Annotated in this window: 17 protein-coding genes and 1 pseudogene; 14 read left to right on the top strand and 4 right to left on the bottom strand. The window is 70.7% G+C overall.

Annotated features, from left to right (window positions below; translation table 11 throughout):
• From rpmF to mutM, 3 genes are all read left to right on the top strand, one after another.
• Window positions 1–174, top strand: coding sequence for a 50S ribosomal protein L32 (rpmF, locus tag AC07FA_RS28940; RefSeq protein ID WP_003965982.1), 174 nt, complete (start codon window positions 1–3; stop codon window positions 172–174).
• 19 nt (window positions 175–193) lie between these two features.
• Complete coding sequence (gene rnc / locus AC07FA_RS28935) at window positions 194–1,021, top strand: ribonuclease III (protein WP_479079249.1); 828 nt, start codon at window positions 194–196, stop codon at window positions 1,019–1,021.
• 83 nt (window positions 1,022–1,104) lie between these two features.
• Entirely contained in the window at window positions 1,105–1,980 is an 876-nt protein-coding gene (mutM, locus tag AC07FA_RS28930) for a bifunctional DNA-formamidopyrimidine glycosylase/DNA-(apurinic or apyrimidinic site) lyase (RefSeq protein ID WP_479079248.1), read from the top strand.
• A 29-nt stretch (window positions 1,981–2,009) separates the two neighbouring features.
• On the opposite strand, the gene AC07FA_RS28925 is transcribed toward mutM, so the two are convergent.
• On the bottom strand, window positions 2,010–2,879 hold the full coding sequence (locus AC07FA_RS28925; protein ID WP_479079247.1) for a CAP domain-containing protein: 870 nt from the start codon (window positions 2,877–2,879) through the stop codon (window positions 2,010–2,012).
• Between the two features lie 154 nt (window positions 2,880–3,033).
• On the opposite strand from AC07FA_RS28925, the gene AC07FA_RS28920 reads away from it, so the two are divergent.
• The 4 genes from AC07FA_RS28920 (at window position 3,034) to AC07FA_RS28905 (ending at window position 9,481) form a co-directional block, all read left to right on the top strand.
• The gene (locus AC07FA_RS28920) at window positions 3,034–3,315 is read left to right on the top strand and encodes an acylphosphatase (RefSeq protein WP_479079246.1); all 282 of its coding nucleotides are present in this window, start codon (window positions 3,034–3,036) and stop codon (window positions 3,313–3,315) included.
• A 437-nt stretch (window positions 3,316–3,752) separates the two neighbouring features.
• Entirely contained in the window at window positions 3,753–3,965 is a 213-nt protein-coding gene (locus AC07FA_RS28915) for a hypothetical protein (protein ID WP_479079245.1), read from the top strand.
• 294 nt (window positions 3,966–4,259) lie between these two features.
• Window positions 4,260–7,853 carry a chromosome segregation protein SMC gene (smc, locus tag AC07FA_RS28910; RefSeq protein WP_479079244.1) on the top strand — a complete coding sequence of 1,198 codons (3,594 nt, stop codon included), beginning with the start codon at window positions 4,260–4,262 and terminating at the stop codon, window positions 7,851–7,853.
• 209 nt (window positions 7,854–8,062) lie between these two features.
• Window positions 8,063–9,481: a sugar porter family MFS transporter gene (locus AC07FA_RS28905; protein ID WP_479079243.1), complete on the top strand. Its 1,419-nt coding sequence runs from the start codon at window positions 8,063–8,065 to the stop codon at window positions 9,479–9,481.
• Here the strand turns inward: AC07FA_RS28905 and AC07FA_RS28900 are convergent.
• A complete protein-coding gene (locus AC07FA_RS28900; RefSeq protein WP_479079242.1) occupies window positions 9,478–10,506 on the bottom strand; it encodes an LLM class flavin-dependent oxidoreductase in 1,029 nt (342 codons plus the stop codon). The two genes, AC07FA_RS28905 and AC07FA_RS28900, sit on opposite strands and share 4 nt — an antisense overlap.
• A 211-nt stretch (window positions 10,507–10,717) precedes the next feature.
• On the opposite strand from AC07FA_RS28900, the gene ftsY reads away from it, so the two are divergent.
• A complete protein-coding gene (gene ftsY, locus AC07FA_RS28895; protein WP_479079241.1) occupies window positions 10,718–11,923 on the top strand; it encodes a signal recognition particle-docking protein FtsY in 1,206 nt (401 codons plus the stop codon).
• 80 nt (window positions 11,924–12,003) lie between these two features.
• On the opposite strand, the gene AC07FA_RS28890 is transcribed toward ftsY, so the two are convergent.
• Window positions 12,004–12,651 (bottom strand): bifunctional DNA primase/polymerase, encoded by a 648-nt coding sequence (locus AC07FA_RS28890; protein WP_479079240.1) that lies wholly within the window; start codon window positions 12,649–12,651, stop codon window positions 12,004–12,006.
• A gap of 423 nt (window positions 12,652–13,074) precedes the next feature.
• Between AC07FA_RS28890 and nsdA the strand changes: the two genes are divergently transcribed.
• The 5 genes from nsdA to ffh all read left to right on the top strand — a co-directional run bounded on the left by nsdA (window position 13,075) and on the right by ffh (window position 20,844).
• On the top strand, window positions 13,075–14,550 hold the full coding sequence (nsdA, locus tag AC07FA_RS28885) for a transcriptional repressor NsdA (protein WP_479079239.1): 1,476 nt from the start codon (window positions 13,075–13,077) through the stop codon (window positions 14,548–14,550).
• 343 nt (window positions 14,551–14,893) lie between these two features.
• On the top strand, window positions 14,894–16,246 hold the full coding sequence (locus AC07FA_RS28880) for an ammonium transporter (RefSeq protein ID WP_479079238.1): 1,353 nt from the start codon (window positions 14,894–14,896) through the stop codon (window positions 16,244–16,246).
• On the top strand, window positions 16,243–16,581 hold the full coding sequence (locus tag AC07FA_RS28875) for a P-II family nitrogen regulator (protein WP_136330688.1): 339 nt from the start codon (window positions 16,243–16,245) through the stop codon (window positions 16,579–16,581). The genes AC07FA_RS28880 and AC07FA_RS28875 overlap by 4 nt, the downstream gene beginning before the upstream one ends.
• 28 nt (window positions 16,582–16,609) lie before the next feature.
• Window positions 16,610–19,063 (top strand): [protein-PII] uridylyltransferase, encoded by a 2,454-nt coding sequence (locus tag AC07FA_RS28870; RefSeq protein WP_479079237.1) that lies wholly within the window; start codon window positions 16,610–16,612, stop codon window positions 19,061–19,063.
• Window positions 19,064–19,296: 233 nt separating this feature from the next.
• Window positions 19,297–20,844 (top strand): signal recognition particle protein, encoded by a 1,548-nt coding sequence (gene ffh, locus AC07FA_RS28865; protein ID WP_479079236.1) that lies wholly within the window; start codon window positions 19,297–19,299, stop codon window positions 20,842–20,844.
• 73 nt (window positions 20,845–20,917) lie between these two features.
• Here the strand turns inward: ffh and AC07FA_RS28860 are convergent, their stop codons facing one another.
• Window positions 20,918–21,778: a class I SAM-dependent methyltransferase gene (locus AC07FA_RS28860; protein ID WP_479079235.1), complete on the bottom strand. Its 861-nt coding sequence runs from the start codon at window positions 21,776–21,778 to the stop codon at window positions 20,918–20,920.
• A gap of 582 nt (window positions 21,779–22,360) precedes the next feature.
• Between AC07FA_RS28860 and AC07FA_RS28855 the strand changes: the two are divergent.
• Window positions 22,361–22,596, top strand: a pseudogene (locus AC07FA_RS28855) (hypothetical protein); the annotation flags it as partial.
• Between the last annotated feature and the right edge of the window lie 65 nt (window positions 22,597–22,661).

Here is a 22,661-nt window from a genome sequence, read left to right as displayed (position 1 = left end):
GTGGCTGTTCCGAAGCGGAAGATGTCGCGCAGCAACACGCGCCACCGCCGGTCGCAGTGGAAGGCTGCGGTCCCCACCCTGGTTTCGTGCGAGCGTTGCCAGGAGCCGAAGCTCCAGCACATTGCGTGCCCGAGCTGCGGCACCTACAACAAGCGCCAGGTCCTCGAGGTCTGAGCGGCTGGTGAGAGGCCCGATGTCTGAGTTGTCCAGCGCCAAGAAGCAGGCAGACAACGTCAACACAGCCTCGTCCCACACGCTTCTGGAAGGGCGGCTCGGGTATCACCTCGAGTCCGCCCTTCTGGTGCGTGCGCTGACCCACCGTTCGTACGCATACGAGAACGGCGGTCTGCCCACCAACGAGCGTCTCGAATTCCTCGGGGATTCGGTGCTCGGCCTGGTGGTCACGGACACGCTGTACCGCACCCACCCCGACCTGCCCGAAGGCCAGCTGGCCAAGTTGCGGGCCGCGGTGGTCAACTCGCGTGCACTTGCGGAAGTGGGCCGCGGCCTCGAACTCGGCTCCTTCATCCGGCTCGGCCGCGGTGAAGAGGGCACAGGTGGCCGGGACAAGGCTTCCATCCTCGCCGACACACTGGAAGCAGTGATCGGCGCGGTCTATCTCGACCAGGGCCTCGGCGCGGCCTCGGAGCTGGTTCACCGGCTCTTCGACCCGCTGATCGACAGGTCCTCCAACCTCGGCGCCGGCCTGGACTGGAAAACCAGCCTCCAGGAACTCACCGCGAGCGAGAGCCTCGGGGTTCCCGAGTATCTCGTCACGGAGACCGGCCCGGACCACGAGAAGACCTTTACTGCTGCTGCTCGCGTCGGTGGTGTCTCGTACGGCACCGGCACCGGCCGTAGCAAGAAGGAAGCGGAGCAACAGGCGGCGGAGTCCGCCTGGCGCGAGATCAGCGCCGACGCGGAAGCGCGACAGGCAGCGGCCAAGGCCGCCGCCGACGCAGGGGTCGCCGTCACCCCTGCGGAACCGTCGTCGCCGAACACGGACGTCGCTCCGGCCTGAACCATGAGGAAGCCCCTCGGTGCCTGGTGCACCGGGGGGTTTTCCCTGTCCCGCACCGCCCAGTCCTGCCGAGGAGCGTCACCGTGCCCGAGCTGCCCGAGGTCGAAGTCGTACGGCGGGGTCTGGAGCGCTGGGTCACCGGGCGCACCGTCGGCGCGGTGGAGGTCCTGCATCCCCGTGCGGTCCGCCGGCACCTCGCGGGCGGACCCGACTTCGCGGCCCGGCTGCACGGGGTCCGCTTCGCGACGGCCATGCGCCGCGGCAAGTACCTCTGGGTGCCGCTCGACGACATGGGCTTCTCGCTCCTGGGCCACCTGGGAATGAGCGGCCAGCTGCTCGTACAGCCGCAGGACGCACCCGACGAGAAGCACCTGCGGATCAGGATCGCCTTCGACGACGCACTCGGCACCGAGCTGCGCTTCGTCGACCAGCGGACCTTCGGCGGCCTCTCTCTGCACGAGTGCGCCGCCGGCAGCACGGACGGCCTGCCCGACGTCATCGCGCACATCGCCCGCGACCCGCTCGACCCGGCCTTCGACGACGCGGCGTTCCACACGGCCCTGCGGCTGCGCCGCACCACGGTCAAGCGTGCCCTGCTCGACCAGACGCTGATCAGCGGTGTCGGCAACATCTACGCGGACGAGTCCCTGTGGCGGTCCCGGCTGCACTACGAGCGGCCCACCGCCACACTCACCCGCCCCGCGACGGCCGCACTGCTCGGGCACGTCCGGGACGTCATGAGCGAAGCCCTCGCGCAGGGCGGCACCAGCTTCGACAGTCTCTACGTGAACGTGAACGGCGAGTCCGGCTACTTCGACCGGTCATTGGACGCCTACGGGCGGGAGGGCGAGCCGTGCCACCGCTGCGGTACGCCGATCCGCCGGCGGCCCTGGATGAACCGCTCCAGTTACTACTGCCCCCGCTGCCAGCGGCCGCCGCGCGCGCTGACCGTGCTGTAGCGCCCGTCGGCCCTGGGGCCTGGCGGCTGTCAGAAGCCGAAGTCCTGCGTCCACCAGGGGCCGCCGGAGCCGAAGTGGACGCCCACGCCGAGCGTCTTGTAGTCGCAGTTGAGAATGTTTGCACGGTGGCCGTCGCTGTTCATCCAGCCGTCCATCACGGCCTGCGCGTCGGCTTGGCCCCGGGCGATGTTCTCGCCGCCGAGCCCCAGCACGCCCGCCTTCGCCGCCCGGTCCCACGGGGTCGCCCCGTCGGGGTCGGTGTGGGAGAAGAAGCCGCGTGCGGCCATGTCCTCGCTGAAGTTCTGGGCGAGCGAGGTCAGACCGCGGGACGCGGCGACCGGGCTGCAGCCGACCTTCGCGCGTTCCTGGTTGACGAGGGAGAGCACCGCGGCGCGGGCGGACTCGGTCGCGCCGGTGGCCGGGGCCGAGGGCTTGGGGGCCGGGGCGGCGGACGAGGTCTTCGGAGCGGCCGGGGTCGTCGGGGCCGGAGCGGCGCTCGTCTTCCGCTCGGTCCTCTCGGTCTTCCTCGCGGGCGCCTTCGTCGGCTGCTTCGGCTTCTCCGCGGTCTTCGACGGGGTCGCGGCCGGCTTGGTGGGCGCGGCGGACTTCGGAGAAGCCGAGGTGGAGGGGGCCGCGGGGCGCTCACTGGAGCGGCTCGTCCCGGTGGAGGCCGAGGCGCGGTCCGTCGGTGAGGCCGTCGTGCCGCCCTGCGTCAGCAGGTCCGGCGCACCGCCCGAGCGGATCTGGTCCGCGGCGGAGCTGCCCCGTACGTCGAAGGAGTCACCGCCGGGCAGCAGGCCCGAGGTGACGGCGACCGCGCCGACGGCCATGGCCGCGGAGACACCGAGGAGACCCGTGCGTACGGGTATGGAGGCCCGCTTCTTGCCGTGGCGTCCCATGCGCTGTGCCTTCCCTGTGCTGCGGACGCCCTCGCGGCGTCACCGTGATTCTCGCAAGCTCACCCGTTCGGGTGAGGCTATTGCGACCGGACTGTACGCCATGACGTAAAGGGGTGAAGTGCTCCGCGAGCAATTGGCCGGTTAGCGTTCGGGTATGAACGAAGATGCACGACTCGTTGTGTGGGTACGCGGCCGAGTACAGCAAGTAGGGTTCCGCTGGTTCACCAGGGCAAACGCTTTGGAGATCGGTGGCCTCCGCGGCTTCGCACTCAATCTCGACGACGGCAGGGTGCAGGTGGTGGCGGAAGGGTCACGTGAGAATTGCCACCGTCTGCTGGACTGGCTTCGCTCCGACGACACTCCCGGCGACGTGGACGGAGTGACTGAGATCTGGGACACGCCGCGCGGCGGATATGACGGATTCGCGATCCGTTGAACGGGAGCCGGGGACCGGGCTCCGTTCCACTCCGTATTCGAGGTGCGGCGAGGTGTAACCGGGGTCCCTCTCAGGGCGGCGCACCCGAAATGACCTGCGAATTGATGCGTCGGCCGGTCATGGTTGCCAAGAGTGGGCCGGCATGCCAGGCTGCGGCGGTAACGAAGATCTCCACACCCCCCGGGGCCCGCAGGAGAGTCGCGCCGCAAGATCGACAAGCCGCGCGCCCGTGGGACACCCGCCTCAACGGGGTGTGATCGTGTTGACCGTCAAACTTTTTGGTGAGACGCTGAAAACCCCGCGCACCTTAGCTGTTTGGCAGAGCTGGTTGGCAGCAGAACCGCAGTGAAGACAGAGCACTGCCGAGCACCGCGGGTGCGATTCCCTCACGACCCACACCGCTTCGGTCGGTCACTCAGTGTGGAGGACCATCCATCATGGCAAAGGCGCTTCTCGGTTACGTCGGCGGTTCCGACCCGCGACTCCTCGCCGAGATGCGACGGCTCCAGCAGCGCGTCCAGGATCTTGAGTCCGAGCTTGCTCGGATTCAGGACGAGAACGACGCGCTGAACGCCGCCGCTCAGCACCAGGAGTCGTTGCTCGACAGCATCGACATCGACGTACCTCAGGCGGAGCCCGCGCTGACCTGACCGGTCCCCAGTCGGGGTCGGCCGGGCCGCATACGGCAGCCGCTTGATTTCACCACCGGAATGCCTTCGTCACGGATCGTCGTCCCTGGTCATCGAGGTTTGCTCGTGAAACCGGTCGGCCTCGGTCCGTAGCGCAGGCTGTTTCAAGCACAGGGGACGCTTCGGCGTCCCTTTTTTCTTTCCCCCCGCAGTGATTCCCCCGGCCCGCCCCGGACGTACAGCCCTTCCCTTACCGTCTGATGTGCCCTGCACCTTCATCAGCGAAACCGAGAGTGAAAGGTAGAGTCCGGCGGCGTGCACCTCAAGGCCCTGACCCTGCGTGGTTTCAAATCATTCGCCTCCGCCACGACCCTGCGGTTCGAGCCCGGGATCACCTGTGTCGTCGGGCCCAATGGGTCCGGCAAATCCAATGTGGTGGACGCGCTCTCCTGGGTCATGGGTGAGCAGGGAGCCAAATCCCTGCGCGGCGGCAAGATGGAAGACGTGATCTTCGCCGGTACCACCGGACGGCCACCGCTCGGGCGGGCGGAGGTCTCGCTGACCATCGACAATTCCGATGGCGCGCTGCCGATCGAGTACGCGGAAGTCACCATCACGCGGATCATGTTCCGCAACGGCGGCAGCGAATACCAGATCAATGGCGACACCTGCCGGCTTCTCGACATCCAGGAACTCCTCTCGGACTCCGGTATCGGCCGCGAGATGCATGTCATCGTCGGGCAGGGCCGGCTGGACTCCGTCCTCCACGCCGATCCGATGGGGCGGCGCGCATTCATCGAGGAAGCCGCGGGCGTGCTCAAGCACCGCAAGCGCAAGGAGAAGGCGCTGCGGAAACTGGAGGCGATGGGAGCCAATCTGGCCCGCGTCCAGGACCTCACCGCCGAACTGCGGCGGCAGTTGAAGCCGCTGGGCCGGCAGGCCGCCGTGGCCCGCCGCGCCGCGGTCATCCAGGCCGACCTCCGCGACTCCCGGCTGCGGCTGCTCGCCGACGACCTGGTGCGGCTGAACGAGGCGCTGCGTACCGAGATCGCCGACGAGGCCGCGCTCAGACAGCGCCGGGAGGCGGCCGAGGCGGACCTGAAGGCGGCCCTGGGGCGCGAGGCGGAGCTGGAGGACGAGGTACGGAGGCTGGCGCCGCGGCTCCAGCGGGCCCAGCAGACCTGGTACGAGCTGTCGCAACTGGCCGAGCGGGTCCGGGGCACGGTCTCGCTCGCCGACGCCCGGGTGAAGAGTGCCACCGAAGCGCCCGACGACGAGCGGCGTGGGCAGGGCTTCAGGGACCCCGAGAGCATGGAGCGCGAGGCCGCGCGGATTCGCGAGCAGGAGGCCGAGCTGACGGCCGCGCTGGAAGCGGCGGAGCACGCCCTGGAGGACACCACCGCCCACCGGGCCGAGCTGGAACGGGAGTTGGCCGCCGAGGAGCGCAGGCTCAAGGACGCGGCCCGGGCCATCGCCGACCGGCGGGAGGGACTGGCCCGGCTGCGCGGCCAGGTCAACGCCGCGCGCGGCCGGGCCGGTTCGGCCCAGGCGGAGATCGACCGGCTTGCCGCCTCCCGGGACGAGGCCGGGGAGCGGGCCGCCGCCGCCCAGGAGGAGTACGAACAGCTCAAGGCCGAGGTGGACGGCCTGGACGCCGCCGACGCGGAGCTGGGTGAGCGGCACGACGCGGCCAAGCGGGAACTGGCCGGGGCGGAGGCCGCCCACAGCGCGGCCCGGGAGGCGGCGACAGCGGCGGAACGCAAGCGGGCGGCGGTGGCGGCCCGTCATGAGGCGCTGGCGCTGGGCCTGCGCCGCAAGGACGGCACGGGGGCGCTGCTCGACGCGCAGAACCGGCCGGCGGGGCTGCTCGGACCGGCCGCGGAGCTGCTCACCGTGGTGCCGGGGTACGAGATCGCGGTGGCGGCGGCTCTGGGAGCCGGGGCGGACGCGGTCGCGGCCACGGACCCGGCCGCGGCGGCGGACGCGATCAGGCTGCTGCGCAAGCAGGACGCGGGGCGCGCGGCGCTGCTGCTCGGCGCGGAACCCCGGTCGGTGGACACCGCGGAGGACACCGCGGGGCAGGACGGTCCGGGCGCCGCTCCGGGCCGGGCGCCTGCGGTGGCGGATCTGGTGCGGGGGCCGGCCGGACTGATGGGCGCCGTACGCAGACTGGTGCGCGACATGGTGGTCGTCGGCACCCTGGAGGACGCCGAGGACCTGGTTGCCGCCCACCCCGGGCTGATCGCCGTGACCGCGGAGGGCGATGTGCTGGGAGCCCACTTCGCGCAGGGCGGCTCGGCCGGGGCGCCCAGCCTGCTGGAAGTGCAGGCCTCGGTCGACGAGGCCGCCGCCGAGCTGACGGAGCTGGCCGTACGGTGCGAGGAGCTCGCCGCCGCCCAGCAGCTGGCGGGGGAGCGGCGCCGAAGCAGCGCCGCGCTCGTCGAGGAGCTGGGGGAGCGCCGCCGGGCCGCCGAGCGCGAGAGGTCCGGGGTGGCCCAGCAGCTCGGCCGGCTCGCCGGGCAGGCCCGTGGCGCCGCCGGGGAGGCGGAGCGCACCACCGCGTCGGCGGCCCGCGCCCAGGAGGCGTTGGAGCGGGCGGTCGAGGAGGCCGAGGAGCTCGCCGAACGCCTGCTGGTCGCCGAGGAGACCCCGGTCGAGGAGGAACCCGACACCTCCGTACGTGACCGGCTCGCCGCCGACGGGGCCAACGCCCGCCAGACCGAGATGGAAGCCCGCCTCCAGGCCCGTACGCACGAGGAACGGGTCAAGGCGCTCGCCGGGCGCGCCGACTCCCTCGACCGGGGAGCCCGTGCCGAACGGGAGGCCCGGGCCCGCGCCGAGCAGCGCCGCGCCCGCCTGCGCCACGAGGCCGAGGTCGCCTCGGCGGTGGCCTCGGGCGCCCGTCAGCTCCTCGCGCACGTGGAGGTCTCCGTCGTACGGGCGCAGGAGGAGCGGGCCTCGGCCGAGGCGGCGAAGGCCGAGCGTGAACGGGGTCTGGCGGCCGAGCGTGGCCGGGGCCGCGTGCTCAAGGACGAGCTGGACAAGCTGACCGACTCCGTTCACCGGGGCGAGGTCCTGGGCGCCGAGAAGCGGCTGCGGATCGAGCAGCTGGAGGCGAAGGCCCTGGAGGAGCTGGGAGTGGAGCCGGCCGGGCTGACCGCCGAGTACGGCCCCGACCAGCCGGTGCCGCCCTCCCCGGCGGCCGAGGGCGAGGAGCTGCCGGACGACCCCGAGCATCCGCGCAACCTGCCGCAGCCCTTCGTGAGGGCCGAGCAGGAGAAGCGGCTCAAGGCCGCCGAACGGGCGTATCAGCAACTCGGGAAGGTGAATCCGCTCGCCCTGGAGGAGTTCTCGGCGCTGGAGGAGCGGCACAACTTCCTCTCCGAGCAGCTTGAAGACCTGAAGAAGACCCGGGCCGATCTGATGCAGGTGATCAAGGAGGTCGACGAGCGGGTCGAGCAGGTGTTCACCGAGGCGTTCCGGGACACCGCCCGCGAGTTCGAGGGTGTTTTCTCGCGGCTCTTCCCGGGTGGTGAGGGGCGGCTGATCCTGACCGACCCGGACAACATGCTGACGACGGGGCTGGACGTGGAGGCGCGTCCGCCGGGCAAGAAGGTCAAGCGGCTCTCCCTGCTCTCGGGCGGTGAGCGCTCGCTGACGGCCGTGGCGCTGCTGGTCTCGATCTTCAAGGCGAGGCCCAGCCCGTTCTATGTGATGGACGAGGTCGAGGCGGCGCTGGACGACACCAATCTCCAGCGGCTGATCCGGATCATGGAGGAGCTCCAGGAGAGCTCGCAGCTCATCGTGATCACGCATCAGAAGCGGACGATGGAGGTCGCCGACGCGCTGTACGGCGTTTCCATGCAGGGGGACGGTGTCTCCAAGGTGATCAGCCAGCGTCTCCGTTGACCCTTTACTCAATCGTCACCACTTCAACGCGCCTTTTGGGTGTTCCTGGGTAGATGTAGGGCTTCACTCGACGTTTGACTTCGAGACTTGAACGCATAGTCTCTGCAACGTCGTTTTTACATTCAACTGGTGGTGCCGAGAAAGTTGTGTGCCACTAGGGAGAGCTCGCCCCCCACGTCTGACGTAGCGGCCAGGCATCAGGAGTTCACGTGACCAGCACAGCGAACGGACCGGCGTCCGGGGCCCGAGAGGCTCATCCGGACCACCTCGGCCATGTCATCTTCATTACGGCAGCCGCAGCGATGGGCGGCTTCCTCTTCGGCTACGACAGCTCAGTGATCAACGGAGCTGTGGAGGCGATCCGCGACCGGTACGACATCGGTTCCGGGACGCTCGCCCAGGTCATCGCCATCGCCCTGATCGGCTGTGCGATCGGTGCCGCGACCGCGGGTCGCATCGCCGACCGGATCGGACGCATCCGGTGCATGCAGATCTCCTCGGTGCTGTTCACCGCCAGCGCCATCGGTTCGGCACTGCCGTTCTCGCTCCTGGACCTGGCGGCGTGGCGCATCGTCGGCGGGTTCGCGATCGGTATGGCCTCGGTCATCGGCCCCGCGTACATCGCCGAGGTCTCGCCCCCCGCGTACCGCGGTCGGCTCGGCTCCTTCCAGCAGGCGGCCATCGTCATCGGCATCGCCATCTCCCAGCTGGTCAACTACGGCATCCTCCAGATCGCCGACGGTGACCAGCGCGGTGAGATCGGCGGCCTGGAGGCCTGGCAGTGGATGCTCGGCGTGATGGTGGTCCCCGCCGTCCTGTACGGACTGCTCTCGTTCGCGATCCCCGAGTCGCCGCGCTTCCTGATCTCGGTCGGCAAGAAGGGCCGGGCCAGGGAGATCCTGGCCGAGGTCGAGGGCGCGCACGTGGACCTCGACGCCCGGGTGGCCGAGATCGAGACGGCCATGCACCGTGAGCACAAGTCCACCTTCAGGGATCTGCTCGGCAGCCGCTTCGGCTTCCTGCCGATCGTCTGGGTCGGTATCGGCCTGTCGGTCTTCCAGCAGCTCGTCGGCATCAACGTGGCGTTCTACTACTCGGCGACGCTGTGGCAGTCCGTCGGCATCGACCCGACCGACTCGTTCTTCTACTCGTTCACCACGTCGATCATCAACATCATCGGCACCGTGATCGCGATGGTCCTGGTGGACAGGGTGGGCCGCAGGCCGCTCGCCCTGGTCGGCTCCTGCGGTATGGCGATCGCGCTGGCCTTCGAGGCGTGGGCGTTCTCCGCCGACCTGGTCGACGGCAAACTGCCCAGCACCGAGGGTGTCGTGGCGCTGGTCGCGGCCCACGTCTTCGTGCTCTTCTTCGCCCTGTCGTGGGGTGTCGTCGTCTGGGTCTTCCTCGGCGAGATGTTCCCGAACCGGATCAGGGCCGCCGCACTCGGCGTCGCCGCCTCCGCGCAGTGGATCGCCAACTGGGCGATCACCGCGAGCTTCCCGAGCCTCGCCGACTGGAACCTCTCCGGCACCTACATCATCTACACGGCCTTCGCCGTGCTCTCGATCCCCTTCGTGCTCAAGTTCGTGAAGGAGACCAAGGGCAAGGCGCTGGAGGAGATGGGCTAATCCCCGCTGCCCCTCTCCTCGAACAGAGGAACTGCCCCGGTCCGGCCCTGCCGAGCCGGGGCAGTTCCCTCTCCGGTCACCTCGCAGAACAGCCGCAGGCTGCTCCACCCCTCCTCGACGGGCATCCCGCCGCACAGCGGATGCAGTACCAGGCTGTCGGCGTCCAGCTCCGCGCACTGCTCCGGCGTGAGGACCCGGTACACGCCCTCGGCGCGCAGCTCCTCCACCGTCGTCGCCGCCGAGCGCACGGCCGAGCGGATGTCCTTGGACTGCCAGGAGGCGTACGTGCGCGCCTCGTGCAGGAAGTGCTCGCCGTGGAGCGCCCAGGTCCGGTCCGGGTCCTCGGAGAGGTGCAGCAGCGGGGTCCTCGCGCCCGGCATCATGCAGAAGCCCTCGGTCCCGTGCTCCGCGCGCCGCTCGTGGTAGTACGCCTCCAGCTCCGGCAGATGCGCGCTCGGGAAGAACGGCAACCCCAGCCGCGCCGCCCGCCGCGCGGCCGCCCGTGAACTGCCGCCCACCAGGAGCATCGGACGGGGCCGGGTGTACGGGCGCGGGGTGACCCGGACCGTACGTCCCCGGTACGGGAACGGCTCTCCGCTCCACGCCAGCAGCAGCGTCTCCAGCAGCTCGTCCTGGATCCTGCCGCGCCGGCCCCACTCGACGCCCGCCCGCTCGTACTCCTCGGGTCGGTATCCGATGCCCGCCACCGTCACGAGCCGGCCGGCGCTCAGCAGGTCGAGCACCGCGATGTCCTCGGCCAGCCGCAGCGGGTCGTGCAGCGGACCGATGACCGCCGAGACGGTGACCGCGATCCGCCGGGTCGCTCCGAAGACCGCGCCGGCGAAGACGAAGGGGGAGGGCAGCCAGGAGTTGTCCGCCCCGTGGTGCTCCTCGGTCTGCACCGTGTCGACGCCGTGCTCATCGGCGTACCGGGCCATCTCCAGCGCCGCCCGGTAGCGGGCCGAGAGCGTGTCCGGGGTGGCGGCGGGGTCGACGAGATTGAACCGGAGCATGGTGAACGCCATGACATGTCCCTTCGCCGGATCGGCTGGCGAGGCGGCACGGTAGCTGACGTGGCGTCAGAAAGGTAGAGCGCCGGCCATCCCGCCGGGTGAGCGGTCGCCCGCAGGGCAGAAGCACTCCTTACCGCCAAAAGGTGCATAACGCCACCAGGTGCCTCCGGGTGGCCGCCGGAGCGGCGCCCCCGTCGCGGCCGTGGCCGATACTGGACGGGTTATGGACATCGTCATCCTTGCTGTAGTCATCGCCCTGGTCGCGGTCGGCCTGATCAGCGGGCTCGTGGTCAGCAGCCGCAAGAAGAAGCAGCTGCCGCCCTCGCCGCCGTCGAGCACGCCGACCATCACTCCTCCCGCCGAACCCCGTGTCGGCGAGGAAGCCGAGGCGCCGCGCGACGAAGCGCGGCGCACCATCGAGGAGGCCGGTCTCCCGGATACCGCGGAGGAAGCCCCGGCCACCGCCGAACCGGAGGCGCCCGCCGCCCCCGCGATCGAAATTCCCGAGCCCACCGCGGGCCGTCTCGTACGGCTGCGCGCCCGGCTCGCCCGCTCCCAGAACTCCCTGGGCAAGGGCCTGCTCACGCTGCTGTCCCGGGACAACCTCGACGAGGACACCTGGGAGGAGATCGAGGACACCCTCCTCACCGCCGACGTCGGCGTCGCTCCCACCCAGGAACTCGTGGAGCGGCTCCGTGAAAGGGTCCGTGTCCTCGGCACCCGTACCCCCGACGAGCTGCGCAAGCTGCTGCGCGAGGAGCTCGTCGCGCTCCTCGGCACCGACTTCGACCGCGCGGTCAGGACCGAGGGCGGGGCCGAGACCCCCGGCGTCGTGATGGTCGTCGGTGTGAACGGCACCGGCAAGACCACCACCACCGGCAAGCTCGCCCGGGTGCTCGTCGCCGACGGCCGCAGTGTGGTGCTCGGCGCTGCCGACACCTTCCGTGCCGCCGCCGCCGATCAGCTCCAGACCTGGGGCGAGCGCGTCGGCGCCCGCACCGTCCGCGGCCCCGAGGGCGGCGACCCGGCGTCGATCGCCTACGACGCGGTGAAGGAAGGTATCGCCGAGGGCGCCGATGTCGTGCTCATCGACACCGCGGGCCGTCTGCACACCAAGACCGGTCTGATGGACGAGCTCGGCAAGGTCAAGCGGGTCGTCGAGAAGCACGGACCGCTCGACGAGATCCTGCTCGTCCTGGACGCGACCACCGGACAGAACGGCCTGGTGCAGGCCCGCGTATTCGCCGAGGTCGTCGACATCACCGGCATCGTCCTCACCAAGCTGGACGGCACCGCCAAGGGCGGCATCGTCATCGCGGTCCAGCGCGAGCTGGGCGTACCGGTGAAGCTGATCGGTCTCGGGGAGGGTCCCGACGACCTCGCCCCGTTCGAGCCCGAGGCGTTCGTGGACGCGCTGATCGGCGACTGACGCCCCACCGGGCCGTCATGTACGGATGAGGGCCGGGCCAGCCGCATACGGCTGGCCCGGCCCTCACGTGTGCCCGCGCTCTACAGCCGGTGGCAGATGTACGCCAGCGTGCCCAGCAGCAGCCGCGCCTGCGGGGGAGTGCCGGCGGTGTCCGGCACCGGCGGGCGAAGCCAGCGGACCGGCCCGAGGCCCCCGAGGTCGGAGGGCGGAGCCGTGATGTGGGAGCCGGGGCCGAGCGCCCGCAGGTCGAGGTCCGCGTCGTCCCAGCCCAGCCGGTAGAGCAGCTCGGGCAGCTCGGCGGCGGCCCCGGGGGCCACGAAGAACTGCGCGCGCCCGGTCGGCGTGACGGCCACCGGGCCGAGCGGCAGCCCCATCCGCTCCAGCCGCACCAGTGCGCGGCGCCCGGCCGCTTCGGCGACGTCGAGGATGTCGAAGGTGCGGCCGACGGGGAGCAGCATCGCGGCGCCGGGCACCTCGGCCCAGGCGCCCGCCGCGATGTCGAGCGGGGCGCCGGCCGGGACCTCCTCCGCGAAGTCCAGCGGATGCGCGCCGGGGGCGGCGCAGGTGATGTCCCCGCACGAGCAGGTGCCCGCAGAGGCCCGCGCGCCGGGGGTCACCGCCCAGCCCCAGAGTCCTGTGTACTCGGCCACCGCTGTGCCCTCGGCCGAACGGCCGCGGCGCCGCGAGCCGGATCGCATCTCACGGATGCCGCCGATCGTGAAGCCCATGCCCCCTCCAACGGGTCCGACTCACCGGTGGTTACGACCCGGGGGCACCGATCCGCCCGCCGTGCCGTCGTCGATCCGTCGTGTGCGGGTGCTGTCGGGGGTTGTGCGCCAGAACCTGCGCGCCCCCCGAGTGCTTCATTCCGCCCGTCGCTGATCGCCGCGTGTCAAGTGAATCGCGACAGGCGCCAGGCGCGTTCATCCGAAGGGGTGGCGAATGGTGGCGTTTCTGTAAGGGCCCTCGCGAGAGGGGTGATCGTAGGATTACCGTCGGTACACGAACCCTGGAAGTATGGGCGCCACGGGTATGCCGGAGGCAACCCGACTTCCTGTGCGAGGGTGGTCAACCTCCGTACGGGCAGCATCGATGCACGGCATTCTGATATTGGTTCGCGCGACAGGTTTCGGCGGGATGGGGGCGTTCCAGTGAGTGGCAGCGGCGCAGGCGAGACGAATGCCGGGAAGCGCCCCAACGGGCAATTGGGATCATGGTTCGTGCGCAGCGGCTGGTCAAAGGGCGAACTCGCGCGGCAGGTGAACCGGAGGGCGCGTCAGATGGGCGCCCACCACATCAGCACCGACACCTCCCGGGTGCGCCGCTGGCTCGACGGTGAACAGCCCCGCGAGCCGATCCCGCGCATCCTCTCCGAGCTCTTCTCGGAGCGTTTCGGTGCCGTCGTCGCCGTCGAGGACCTCGGACTGCGTACGGCACACCAGTCGCCCTCCGTGTCCGGAGTCGACCTGCCGTGGGCGGGCCCGCAGACCGTCGCCCTGCTGTCCGAGTTCTCCCGCAGCGACCTGATGCTCGCCCGTCGCGGCTTCCTCGGCTCCTCGCTCGCCCTCGCCGCCGGCCCCGCCCTGATCGAACCCATGCAGCGCTGGCTGGTGCCCGTCCCGGCCACGGGACCGGCCGAGCCCGAATCGGCCGCCGCGGCCCGCCGTCCCTCCCGGCTCTCCGGCCCCGAGCTGGACCTGCTGGAGTCCACCACGGCGATGTTCCGCCAGTGGGACGCCCAGTGCGGCGGCGGACTGCGGCGCAAGGCGGTCGTGGGACAACTGCACGAGGTCACCGACCTGTTGCAGGAGCCGCAGCCCGAGGCCACCGCCACCCGGCTCTTCCGGTGCGCCGCCGAACTGGCCGAGCTGGCGGGCTGGATGAGCTACGACGTCGGTCTCCAGCCCACCGCCCAGAAGTACTTCGTCCTCGCCCTGCACGCCTCCAAGGAGGCCGGCGACAAGCCCCTCGGTTCGTACGTGCTCTCCAGCATGAGCCGGCAGATGATCCACCTCGGACGGCCCGACGACGCCCTGGAACTCATCCATCTCGCGCAGTACGGCAGCCGGGACTGCGCCACCCCGCGCACCCAGGCCATGCTGTATGCGATGGAGGCCCGCGCCTACGCCAACATGGGCCAGCCGAGCAAGTGCAAGCGAGCGGTCCGGATGGCCGAGGACACCTTCCTGGACGCCGGACTCGACGGCGAGCCCGAGCCCGACTGGATCAGGTTCTTCTCCGAGGCCGAGCTCAACGGGGAGAACGCCCACTCCTACCGTGACCTGGCCTACGTGGCCGGCCGCAGCCCCACGTACGCCTCCCTGGCCGAGCCCGTCATGGAGCGGGCGGTCGAGCTCTTCGGCGAGGACGACGAACACCAGCGGTCGTACGCACTGAATCTGATCGGCATGGCCACCGTCCATCTGCTCAAGCGTGAGCCCGAGCAGTCCACCGTGCTCGCCACCCACGCCCTCAAGGTCGCAAGGAAGGTCCGCTCCGAGCGGGTCAACACCCGGCTCCGCAAGACCGTCGACACCGCTGCCAGGGACTTCGGCGATGTCGCCGATGTCGCCAGACTCACCGAGCTGCTCCACGAGCAGCTGCCGGAGACCGCCGAAGCGGTCTGACCCGGCTCCCTCGCCACCGGCCACGACGACCCTCCCGTACAGCCCGACTCGGCTCCCCCATTGCCAGGTCATCGGGTGGTTGTCGTGGCCGGTTCATGTCTCCGGCCATTTCAACCGCACCGTATGCGGCACGGGACGCATGGTAGGCAGCGCGGCGCTTACGCCACTCCCGGTTCATTCGGACGTAACACACCGCGCCTCTTCGTCACTGAGGCGAAACACCGTGCAGCATCTGCGGAAACGGCGCTGGGCCAATCTCATGGCGCATAACCGGCCCGCACCTTTTCCCCAGTGGCCCGCAATCTCGCCCGCACGCGGCCGCACCGACGACGAGGAGACGCCGATGCCCCCAGGCATCATGACGCTTGCCGCAGACGCCCCTGAGCTGTCTGCCGCCAACACCGGGTTCATGCTCATCTGCTCGGCTCTGGTGATGCTCATGACTCCGGCCCTGGCCTTCTTCTACGGAGGCATGGTCCGCGTCAAGAGCACCCTCAACATGCTGATGATGAGCTTCATCAGCCTCGGGATCGTCACGATCCTGTGGGTGCTCTACGGATTCAGCATGGCCTTCGGCGCCGACATCGGCTCGGTCGTCGGCTGGTCCTCGGACTACCTCGGCCTCGGCGGGATCGGCGTCAACGAGCTCTGGGACGGCTACACCATCCCGGTCTACGTCTTCGCCGTCTTCCAGCTGATGTTCGCCATCCTCACCCCGGCCCTGATCAGCGGCGCTCTCGCCGACCGGGTCAAGTTCACCTCGTGGGCCCTGTTCATCACGCTCTGGGTCACCATCGTCTACTTCCCGGTCGCGCACTGGGTCTGGGGCGCGGGCGGCTGGCTCTTCGAGCTGGGCGTCATCGACTTCGCCGGTGGTACGGCCGTCCACATCAACGCCGGTGCCGCCGCGCTCGGCGTGATCCTCGTCATCGGCAAGCGCGTCGGCTTCAAGAAGGACCCGATGCGGCCGCACAGCCTGCCGCTCGTCATGCTCGGTGCCGGTCTGCTCTGGTTCGGCTGGTTCGGCTTCAACGCCGGCTCGTGGCTGGGCAACGACGACGGCGTCGGCGCGGTCATGTTCGTCAACACGCAGGTCGCCACCGCCGCCGCGATGCTCGCCTGGCTCGGCTACGAGAAGATCCGCCACGGCTCCTTCACCACCCTGGGCGCCGCGTCCGGTGCCGTCGCCGGCCTCGTCGCCATCACCCCGTCCGGTGGCGCGGTCAGCCCGCTCGGTGCCATCGCCGTCGGTGCCATCGCCGGTGTGCTCTGCGCCATGGCGGTCGGCCTGAAGTACAGGTTCGGCTACGACGACTCCCTGGACGTCGTCGGCGTCCACCTCGTCGGCGGTATCGCCGGCTCCCTGCTGGTCGGCTTCTTCGCCACCGGCGGCGTCCAGTCCGACGCCAAGGGCCTCTTCTACGGCGGCGGCCTCGACCAGCTCGGCAAGCAGGCCGTCGGAGTCTTCGCGGTCCTGGCGTACTCTCTGGTCGTCTCCGCGGTCCTGGCCTTCCTCCTGGACAGGACGATCGGGATGCGGGTGCCCGAGGACGACGAGATCTCCGGCATCGACCAGGTCGAGCACGCCGAGACGGCGTACGACTTCAGTGGCGCCGGCGGCGGTGCGGCCCCGCGCACCGCGGCCTCGGCCCAGGACACCACGGCAGCAGCGAAGACGAAGAAGGTGGACGCATGAAGCTCATCACCGCGGTCGTGAAGCCGCACCGGCTCGACGAGATCAAGGAGGCCCTCCAGGCCTTCGGCGTCCAGGGCCTCACGGTCACGGAGGCCAGCGGCTACGGGCGCCAGCGCGGACACACCGAGGTCTACCGCGGCGCCGAGTACACCGTCGACCTCGTACCGAAGATCCGTATCGAGGTACTCGTCGAGGACGAGGACTCCGAACAGCTCATCGACGTCGTCGTCAAGGCCGCCCGTACCGGCAAGATCGGTGACGGCAAGGTCTGGAGCGTTCCGGTCGAGACCGCGATCCGCGTACGGACCGGGGAACGCGGCCCCGACGCGCTCTGAGCGTTCCGCACAACCGAAAGGCAGCTGGGTGACGAGCACCGAAGTGACCACCGAATCCGAAGAATCGGGACCCAGCGGCTACGCGGCGGCCCGGCTGCGCCTCCTCCAGGAGAAGGCGCAGTCCGGGCCGCCGCGCCGTGCTGCCCTCGCGGCCCTGACCGACGACTGGCTGAACGCGCTCTTCACCAACGCGGCCGAGGAAGCGGGCGTCCGGGGCGCCGCCCTCGTCGCCGTCGGCGGATACGGGCGCGGCGAGCTCTCCCCGCGCAGCGACCTGGACCTCCTGCTCCTGCACGACGGCAGCGCCGGTGCCGGAGCCATCGCCTCGCTCGCCGACCGTGTCTGGTACCCCGTCTGGGACCTCGGCCTCGCCCTCGACCACTCCGTACGCACCCCCGCCGAAGCCCGCAGGACCGCGGGCGAGGACCTCAAGGTCCACCTCGGGCTGCTCGACGCCCGGCCCGTCGCCGGGGACCTCGGTCTCGCCGCCGGACTGCGCACCGCCGTCCTCGCCGACTGGCGTAACCAGGCACCCAAGCGCCTCCCGGCCCTGGACGAGCTCTGCCGCGAACGGGCCGACCGCATGGGCGAGCTCCAGTTCCTCCTGGAACCCGATCTGAAGGAGGCCCGCGGCGGCCTGCGCGACGCGACCGCCCTGCGCGCCGTCGCCGCGTCCTGGGTCGCCGACGCCCCGCGCGAAGGGCTCTCCGAGGCCCGCCGCGTCCTTCTCGACGCCCGCGACGCCCTCCACCTCACCACCGGCCGCGCCACCGACCGCCTCGCCCTCCAGGAGCAGGACCAGGTCGCCGCCGAACTGGGCGTCCTGGACGCCGACGCGCTGCTCCGCCAGGTCTACGAGGCCGCCCGCACCGTCTCGTACGCCACCGACGTCACCTGGCGCGAGGTCAAGCGGGTGCTGCGCGCCCGCTCCGTCCGGCCCCGGCTGCGCGCGATGCTCGGCGGCGGCAAGCCCGTACCCGACCGCACCCCGCTCGCCGACGGGGTGGTGGAGGCGGACGGCGAGGTCGTCCTCGCACGCACGGCACGCCCCGAGAAGGACGCCGTCCTCACTCTCCGGGCCGCGGCGGCCGCCGCCGAATCGGGGCTGCCGCTCTCCCGTCACCTCGTACGTCACCTGGCGAGCGCCGCCCGCCCGCTGCCCGTGCCGTGGCCGGCCGAGGCCCGCGAGGAACTGGTCACCCTCCTCGGGGCCGGCGAGGCCACCGTGGGGGTCTGGGAAGCGCTCGAAGCGGAAGGGATCATCACCCGGCTGCTGCCGGACTGGGAACGCGTCCACTGCCGCCCGCAGCGCAACCCCGTCCACACCTGGACCGTCGACCGTCACCTGGTCGAGACGGCCGTCCGCGCCGCCACCCTCACCCGCCGCGTCGGACGACCCGACCTGCTCCTCGTCGCCGCGCTGCTCCACGACATCGGCAAGGGCTGGCCGGGCGACCACTCCGTCGCGGGTGAGGTCATCGCCCGCGACATGGCCGGCCGCATCGGCTTCGACAAACACGACGTGGGCGTCATCGCCACCCTCGTACGCCACCATCTGCTGCTCGTCGAGACCGCCACCCGTCGCGACCTCGACGACCCGGCGACGGTCCGTGCCGTCGCCGCCGCGGTGGGGACCACCTCGACCCTGGAACTCCTGCACGCCCTGACCGAGGCCGACGCCCTGGCGACCGGGCCGGCCGCCTGGAGCACCTGGCGCGCCTCCCTCGTCACCGACCTCGTCGGGCGCGTCGCCGCCGTACTGGCCGGAGAGGCCCCGCCGGAACCGGAACCGGCCGCGCCCGGCGCCGAACAGGAACGGCTCGCCATCGAGGCCCTGCGCACCGGTGAACCCGTACTCGCCCTGCACGCCCAGACCGAGACCCCGCCGCAGGACGGCGAACCGGAACCGGTCGGCGTCGAACTCCTCATCGCCCTGCCGGACCGCCCCGGCGTCCTGCCCGCGGCGGCCGGAGTGCTCGCCCTGCACCGCCTCACGGTCCGGGCCGCGGATCTGCGCGCCGTCGAACTGCCCACCGAACTGGGCGAGCCGGCCGGGCTGCTGGTGCTCACCTGGCGGGTGGCGGCCGAGTACGGAGCCCTGCCGCAGGCCTCCCGGCTCCGCGCCGACCTCGTACGCGCCCTGGACGGCTCCCTGGACATCCAGGCCCGCCTCGCCGAACGTGAGGCCGCCTATCCACGGCGGCGCGGGGTGAAGGCCCCGCCGCCCAGGGTCACCGTCGCGGCCTCGGGCTCACGCCTCGCCACGGTGATCGAGGTACGTGCCCAGGACGCCCCGGGGCTGCTGCACCGGATCGGCCGGGCGCTGGAACAGAGCGCGGTACGGGTGCGCAGCGCGCATGTCTCGACGCTGGGGGCGAACGCGGTGGACGCCTTCTATGTCACGGACGCGGACGGTGGGCCACTGCCCGCGGAGCGGGCGGCCGCGGTGGCGAAGACGGTGGAGGGTGTCCTGCGGGAGTGACCTGGGGCGGCCGCCCTCGTTGGATCACCAGATGGTCCCTGCGAACACGGGGAAGTTCCGCCGCCCCAGCAGGGCGTGAGGACGGACAAGGACCGCTCCCCCCTCCTGCGGGGATTCATGTGACACGGCCCCTGCCCGGGATTTCCCCCGGCCAGGGGCCGGCGTCTCTTCCGAGCCGGATACCCTGGGTACCGAATCCAGTTTGCCCCCGACCTTGAGGACCGACGAGCGCCGTGTTCGATACTCTCTCCGACCGCCTTGCCGCGACTTTCAAGAACCTCAGGGGCAAGGGCCGCTTGTCCGAGGCGGACATCGACGCCACGGCTCGTGAGATCCGTATCGCCCTGCTGGAAGCCGATGTCGCGCTCCCCGTGGTCCGTGCCTTCATCGCCAACGTCAAGGAGCGGGCGCGCGGCGTCGAGGTCTCCCGGGCGCTGAACCCCGCACAGCAGATGATCAAGATCGTCAACGAGGAGCTCGTCTCCATCCTCGGCGGCGAGACCCGGCGGCTGCGGTTCGCGAAGAACCCGCCCACCGTGATCATGCTGGCGGGTCTCCAGGGTGCCGGTAAGACGACCCTCGCCGGAAAGCTCGGTCTCTGGCTCAAGGGCCAGGGCCACTCCCCGCTGCTCGTCGCCTGTGACCTCCAGCGCCCCAACGCCGTCAACCAGCTGAGCGTCGTCGCCGACCGTGCCGGAGTCTCGGTGTACGCGCCGGAGCCGGGCAACGGCGTCGGTGACCCGGTCAAGGTCGCCAAGGACTCCATCGAGTTCGCCAAGGCCAAGGTCCACGACATCGTCATCGTCGACACCGCGGGCCGCCTCGGTATCGACCAGGAGCTGATGCAGCAGGCCGCGGACATCCGCGACGCCGTCAGCCCCGACGAGATCCTCTTCGTCGTCGACGCGATGATCGGCCAGGACGCGGTCAACACCGCCGAGGCCTTCCGCGACGGCGTCGGCTTCGACGGCGTGGTCCTCTCCAAGCTCGACGGTGACGCCCGCGGTGGCGCCGCCCTGTCGATCGCCCATGTCACGGGCAAGCAGGTCATGTTCGCGTCGAACGGTGAGAAGCTCGAGGACTTCGACGCCTTCCACCCGGACCGCATGGCCTCCCGCATTCTCGACATGGGTGACCTGCTCACCCTGATCGAGCAGGCGGAGAAGACCTTCAGCCAGGAAGAGGCCGCTCAAATGGCCTCCAAGCTGGCGTCGAGCAAGGGCAAGGACTTCACGCTCGACGACTTCCTGGCGCAGATGGAGCAGGTCAGGAAGATGGGCTCCATCTCCAAGCTGCTCGGGATGCTGCCTGGCATGGGGCAGATCAAGGACCAGATCAACAACATCGACGAGCGCGACGTGGACCGCACGGCCGCGATCATCAAGTCGATGACCCCGAAGGAGCGCGCCGAGCCGACGATCATCAACGGCTCGCGCCGGGCCCGTATCGCCAAGGGCTCGGGCGTCGAGGTCTCCGCCGTGAAGAATCTGGTGGAGCGCTTCTTCGAGGCCCGCAAGATGATGTCGAAGATGGCCCAGGGTGGCGGCATGCCCGGGATGCCGGGGATGCCGGGCATGGGCGGCGGTCCCGGCCGTCAGAAGAAGCAGGTCAAGCAGGCCAAGGGCAAGCGCAAGAGCGGTAACCCGATGAAGCGCAAGGCCGAGGAGGAGGCCGCGGCCGCCCGCCGCGAGCAGGCCGCCCAGGGCGGCGCGCTGGGTCTGCCGGCCCAGGAGGACAAGAACTTCGAGCTGCCGGACGAGTTCAAGAAGTTCATGGGCTGACCGCCGAGAGGTCAGCTGTAAGGGGCGCCCTCCATGGGAGGGCGCCCCTTACGCATGTCCCGGGTGCGCGGTATCAGGACACGCACACCAGGTAGCGGAACACGTTGGGCATCCACACCGTGCCGTCCGGACGACGGTGCGGGTGCAGCGCCTCCGCGACCTCCTTCTCGACCTGGGACCGGTCCGTCGCCCGAACGGCGGAGTCGAACAGCCCGGTCGACAGCAGGCCGCGCACCGCACTGTCCATGTCGGCGTACCCGAACGGGCAGGACACCCGGCCCGAACCGTCCGGCTTCAGTCCGGCCCGCGCCGCCACGTCCTCCAGATCGTCGCGACTGGCCGCCCGCAGTCCGGCGGACCGCGGTGCGCGTGCCGACTCCGCGAGCCGGGCCGCCACCCGCAGCACGGGCGCCGTGGCGCACCGCTCGGGCGGCCCCCAGCCGGTCAGGACCACGGTCGTGCCCCGGGCGGCCAGCCGCACCGCCGACTCCAGCGCGGGCGAGAGCCCCTCGGAATCACCGGTCACACAGCCGATCGGGTTGAACGCGGTCACGAGGTTGTACGGGGCGTCGCCCGCGGCGGCCGACGGGCCACCGACGAAGAGCCCCGGCTGCTCCGCCGCGGGCCCGGGCCCGCCGTCCCACCCGGGACCGGGCAGAAGGCGCTCGCGGGCCAGCGCGAGCCGTTCACGGTCGGTGTCGACGCCGGTGACGCGCGCGCCGCGGGCAGCCGCGATCAGCAGCGCCAGCCCGGAACCGCAGCCGATGGAGAGCATGCGGGTGGCGGCCCCGACTTCGAGCCGCTGATACACCGCTTCGTACAGCGGTGCCAGCATCCGCTCCTGGATCTCGGCCCAGTCGCGGGCACGGGTACCGGCGTCCACCGTGGCGGACGAATCCGCATACCTGTGGTGCCGGACGAGCGTTGGTGTCATGAAAGCGCCCCAATCCGCCAAGAGGTCGGTCGTGCCCGAGTGGACGGCCCCCCCATGTGCGTACGCCCGCAGTCCCCCCGTATGTCAGAGAACTCCGCTTCCGCGGTCTCGTCCAGGGGTTGAAAGGCAATGCTTGTGCGCCCCGGTCGTGCACCCCCGCCGACCAGCGCTTCGGCGGACGGATTCACACGACGTCGGGCCCTGCGGGCTCCTGCTCTTCCTCCCCCAGTCTTACCCGACACGCGATCCGGAGCACGTCGAGCGCTCCACGCCCTGTCATCAGCGGGCCCCGGACGCGGGCGGGCCGGTGCCCGCGGCGTACCGGACGCCGGGTAAGGTCGCTCCTGTCCCGGCCACCGCATGCGCGTCCCGGAGCCCGTCGGAGCTCCCGCACTGCCCCCGCGACTACGCGCCGGACGTACGAGGCGCTACGTACCACCTTGGTGCGAGCTGTGAGGCTTCTCCACAGATCTGCGCACCCGCCCTCGTCCGGATGCATCAACGGCAACTGACTGGTACGTGCAAATTATTTGGGATGCCCCGGAATAGGAACACCGGGGCACTCAGGCTCGTTGTCACGACGTGAGCACGACACCACCTGTACTTGCCGCAGAGCTGGCACAGGCGTGGGCCGATATTCAGCGGTACCACCCCGAGCTGCCCGATCTTGCCGCGCCCGAGTCCCTGATCGGAGAGTCGTCGTCCGCCTGTGGCGCCGAGCTCTCCTTCGAGCGACTGCTGCATGAGGCAGTCCACGGCATCGGAGGGGGGGGGGGGGGGGGGGGTAAACGCCGGGAGCCGTCACATCCACCAAAAAAAAACACCCCCCCCCAACCAAAAAAGGGAGACAACATACCCCCCAAAACACCACCCCCCCCACCAT

Source organism: Streptomyces sp. NPDC045968 (genome assembly GCF_056430475.1).
The sequence above is the reverse complement of the archived record's forward strand: the minus strand, read 5'-3'. Positions and strand labels throughout refer to the sequence as shown.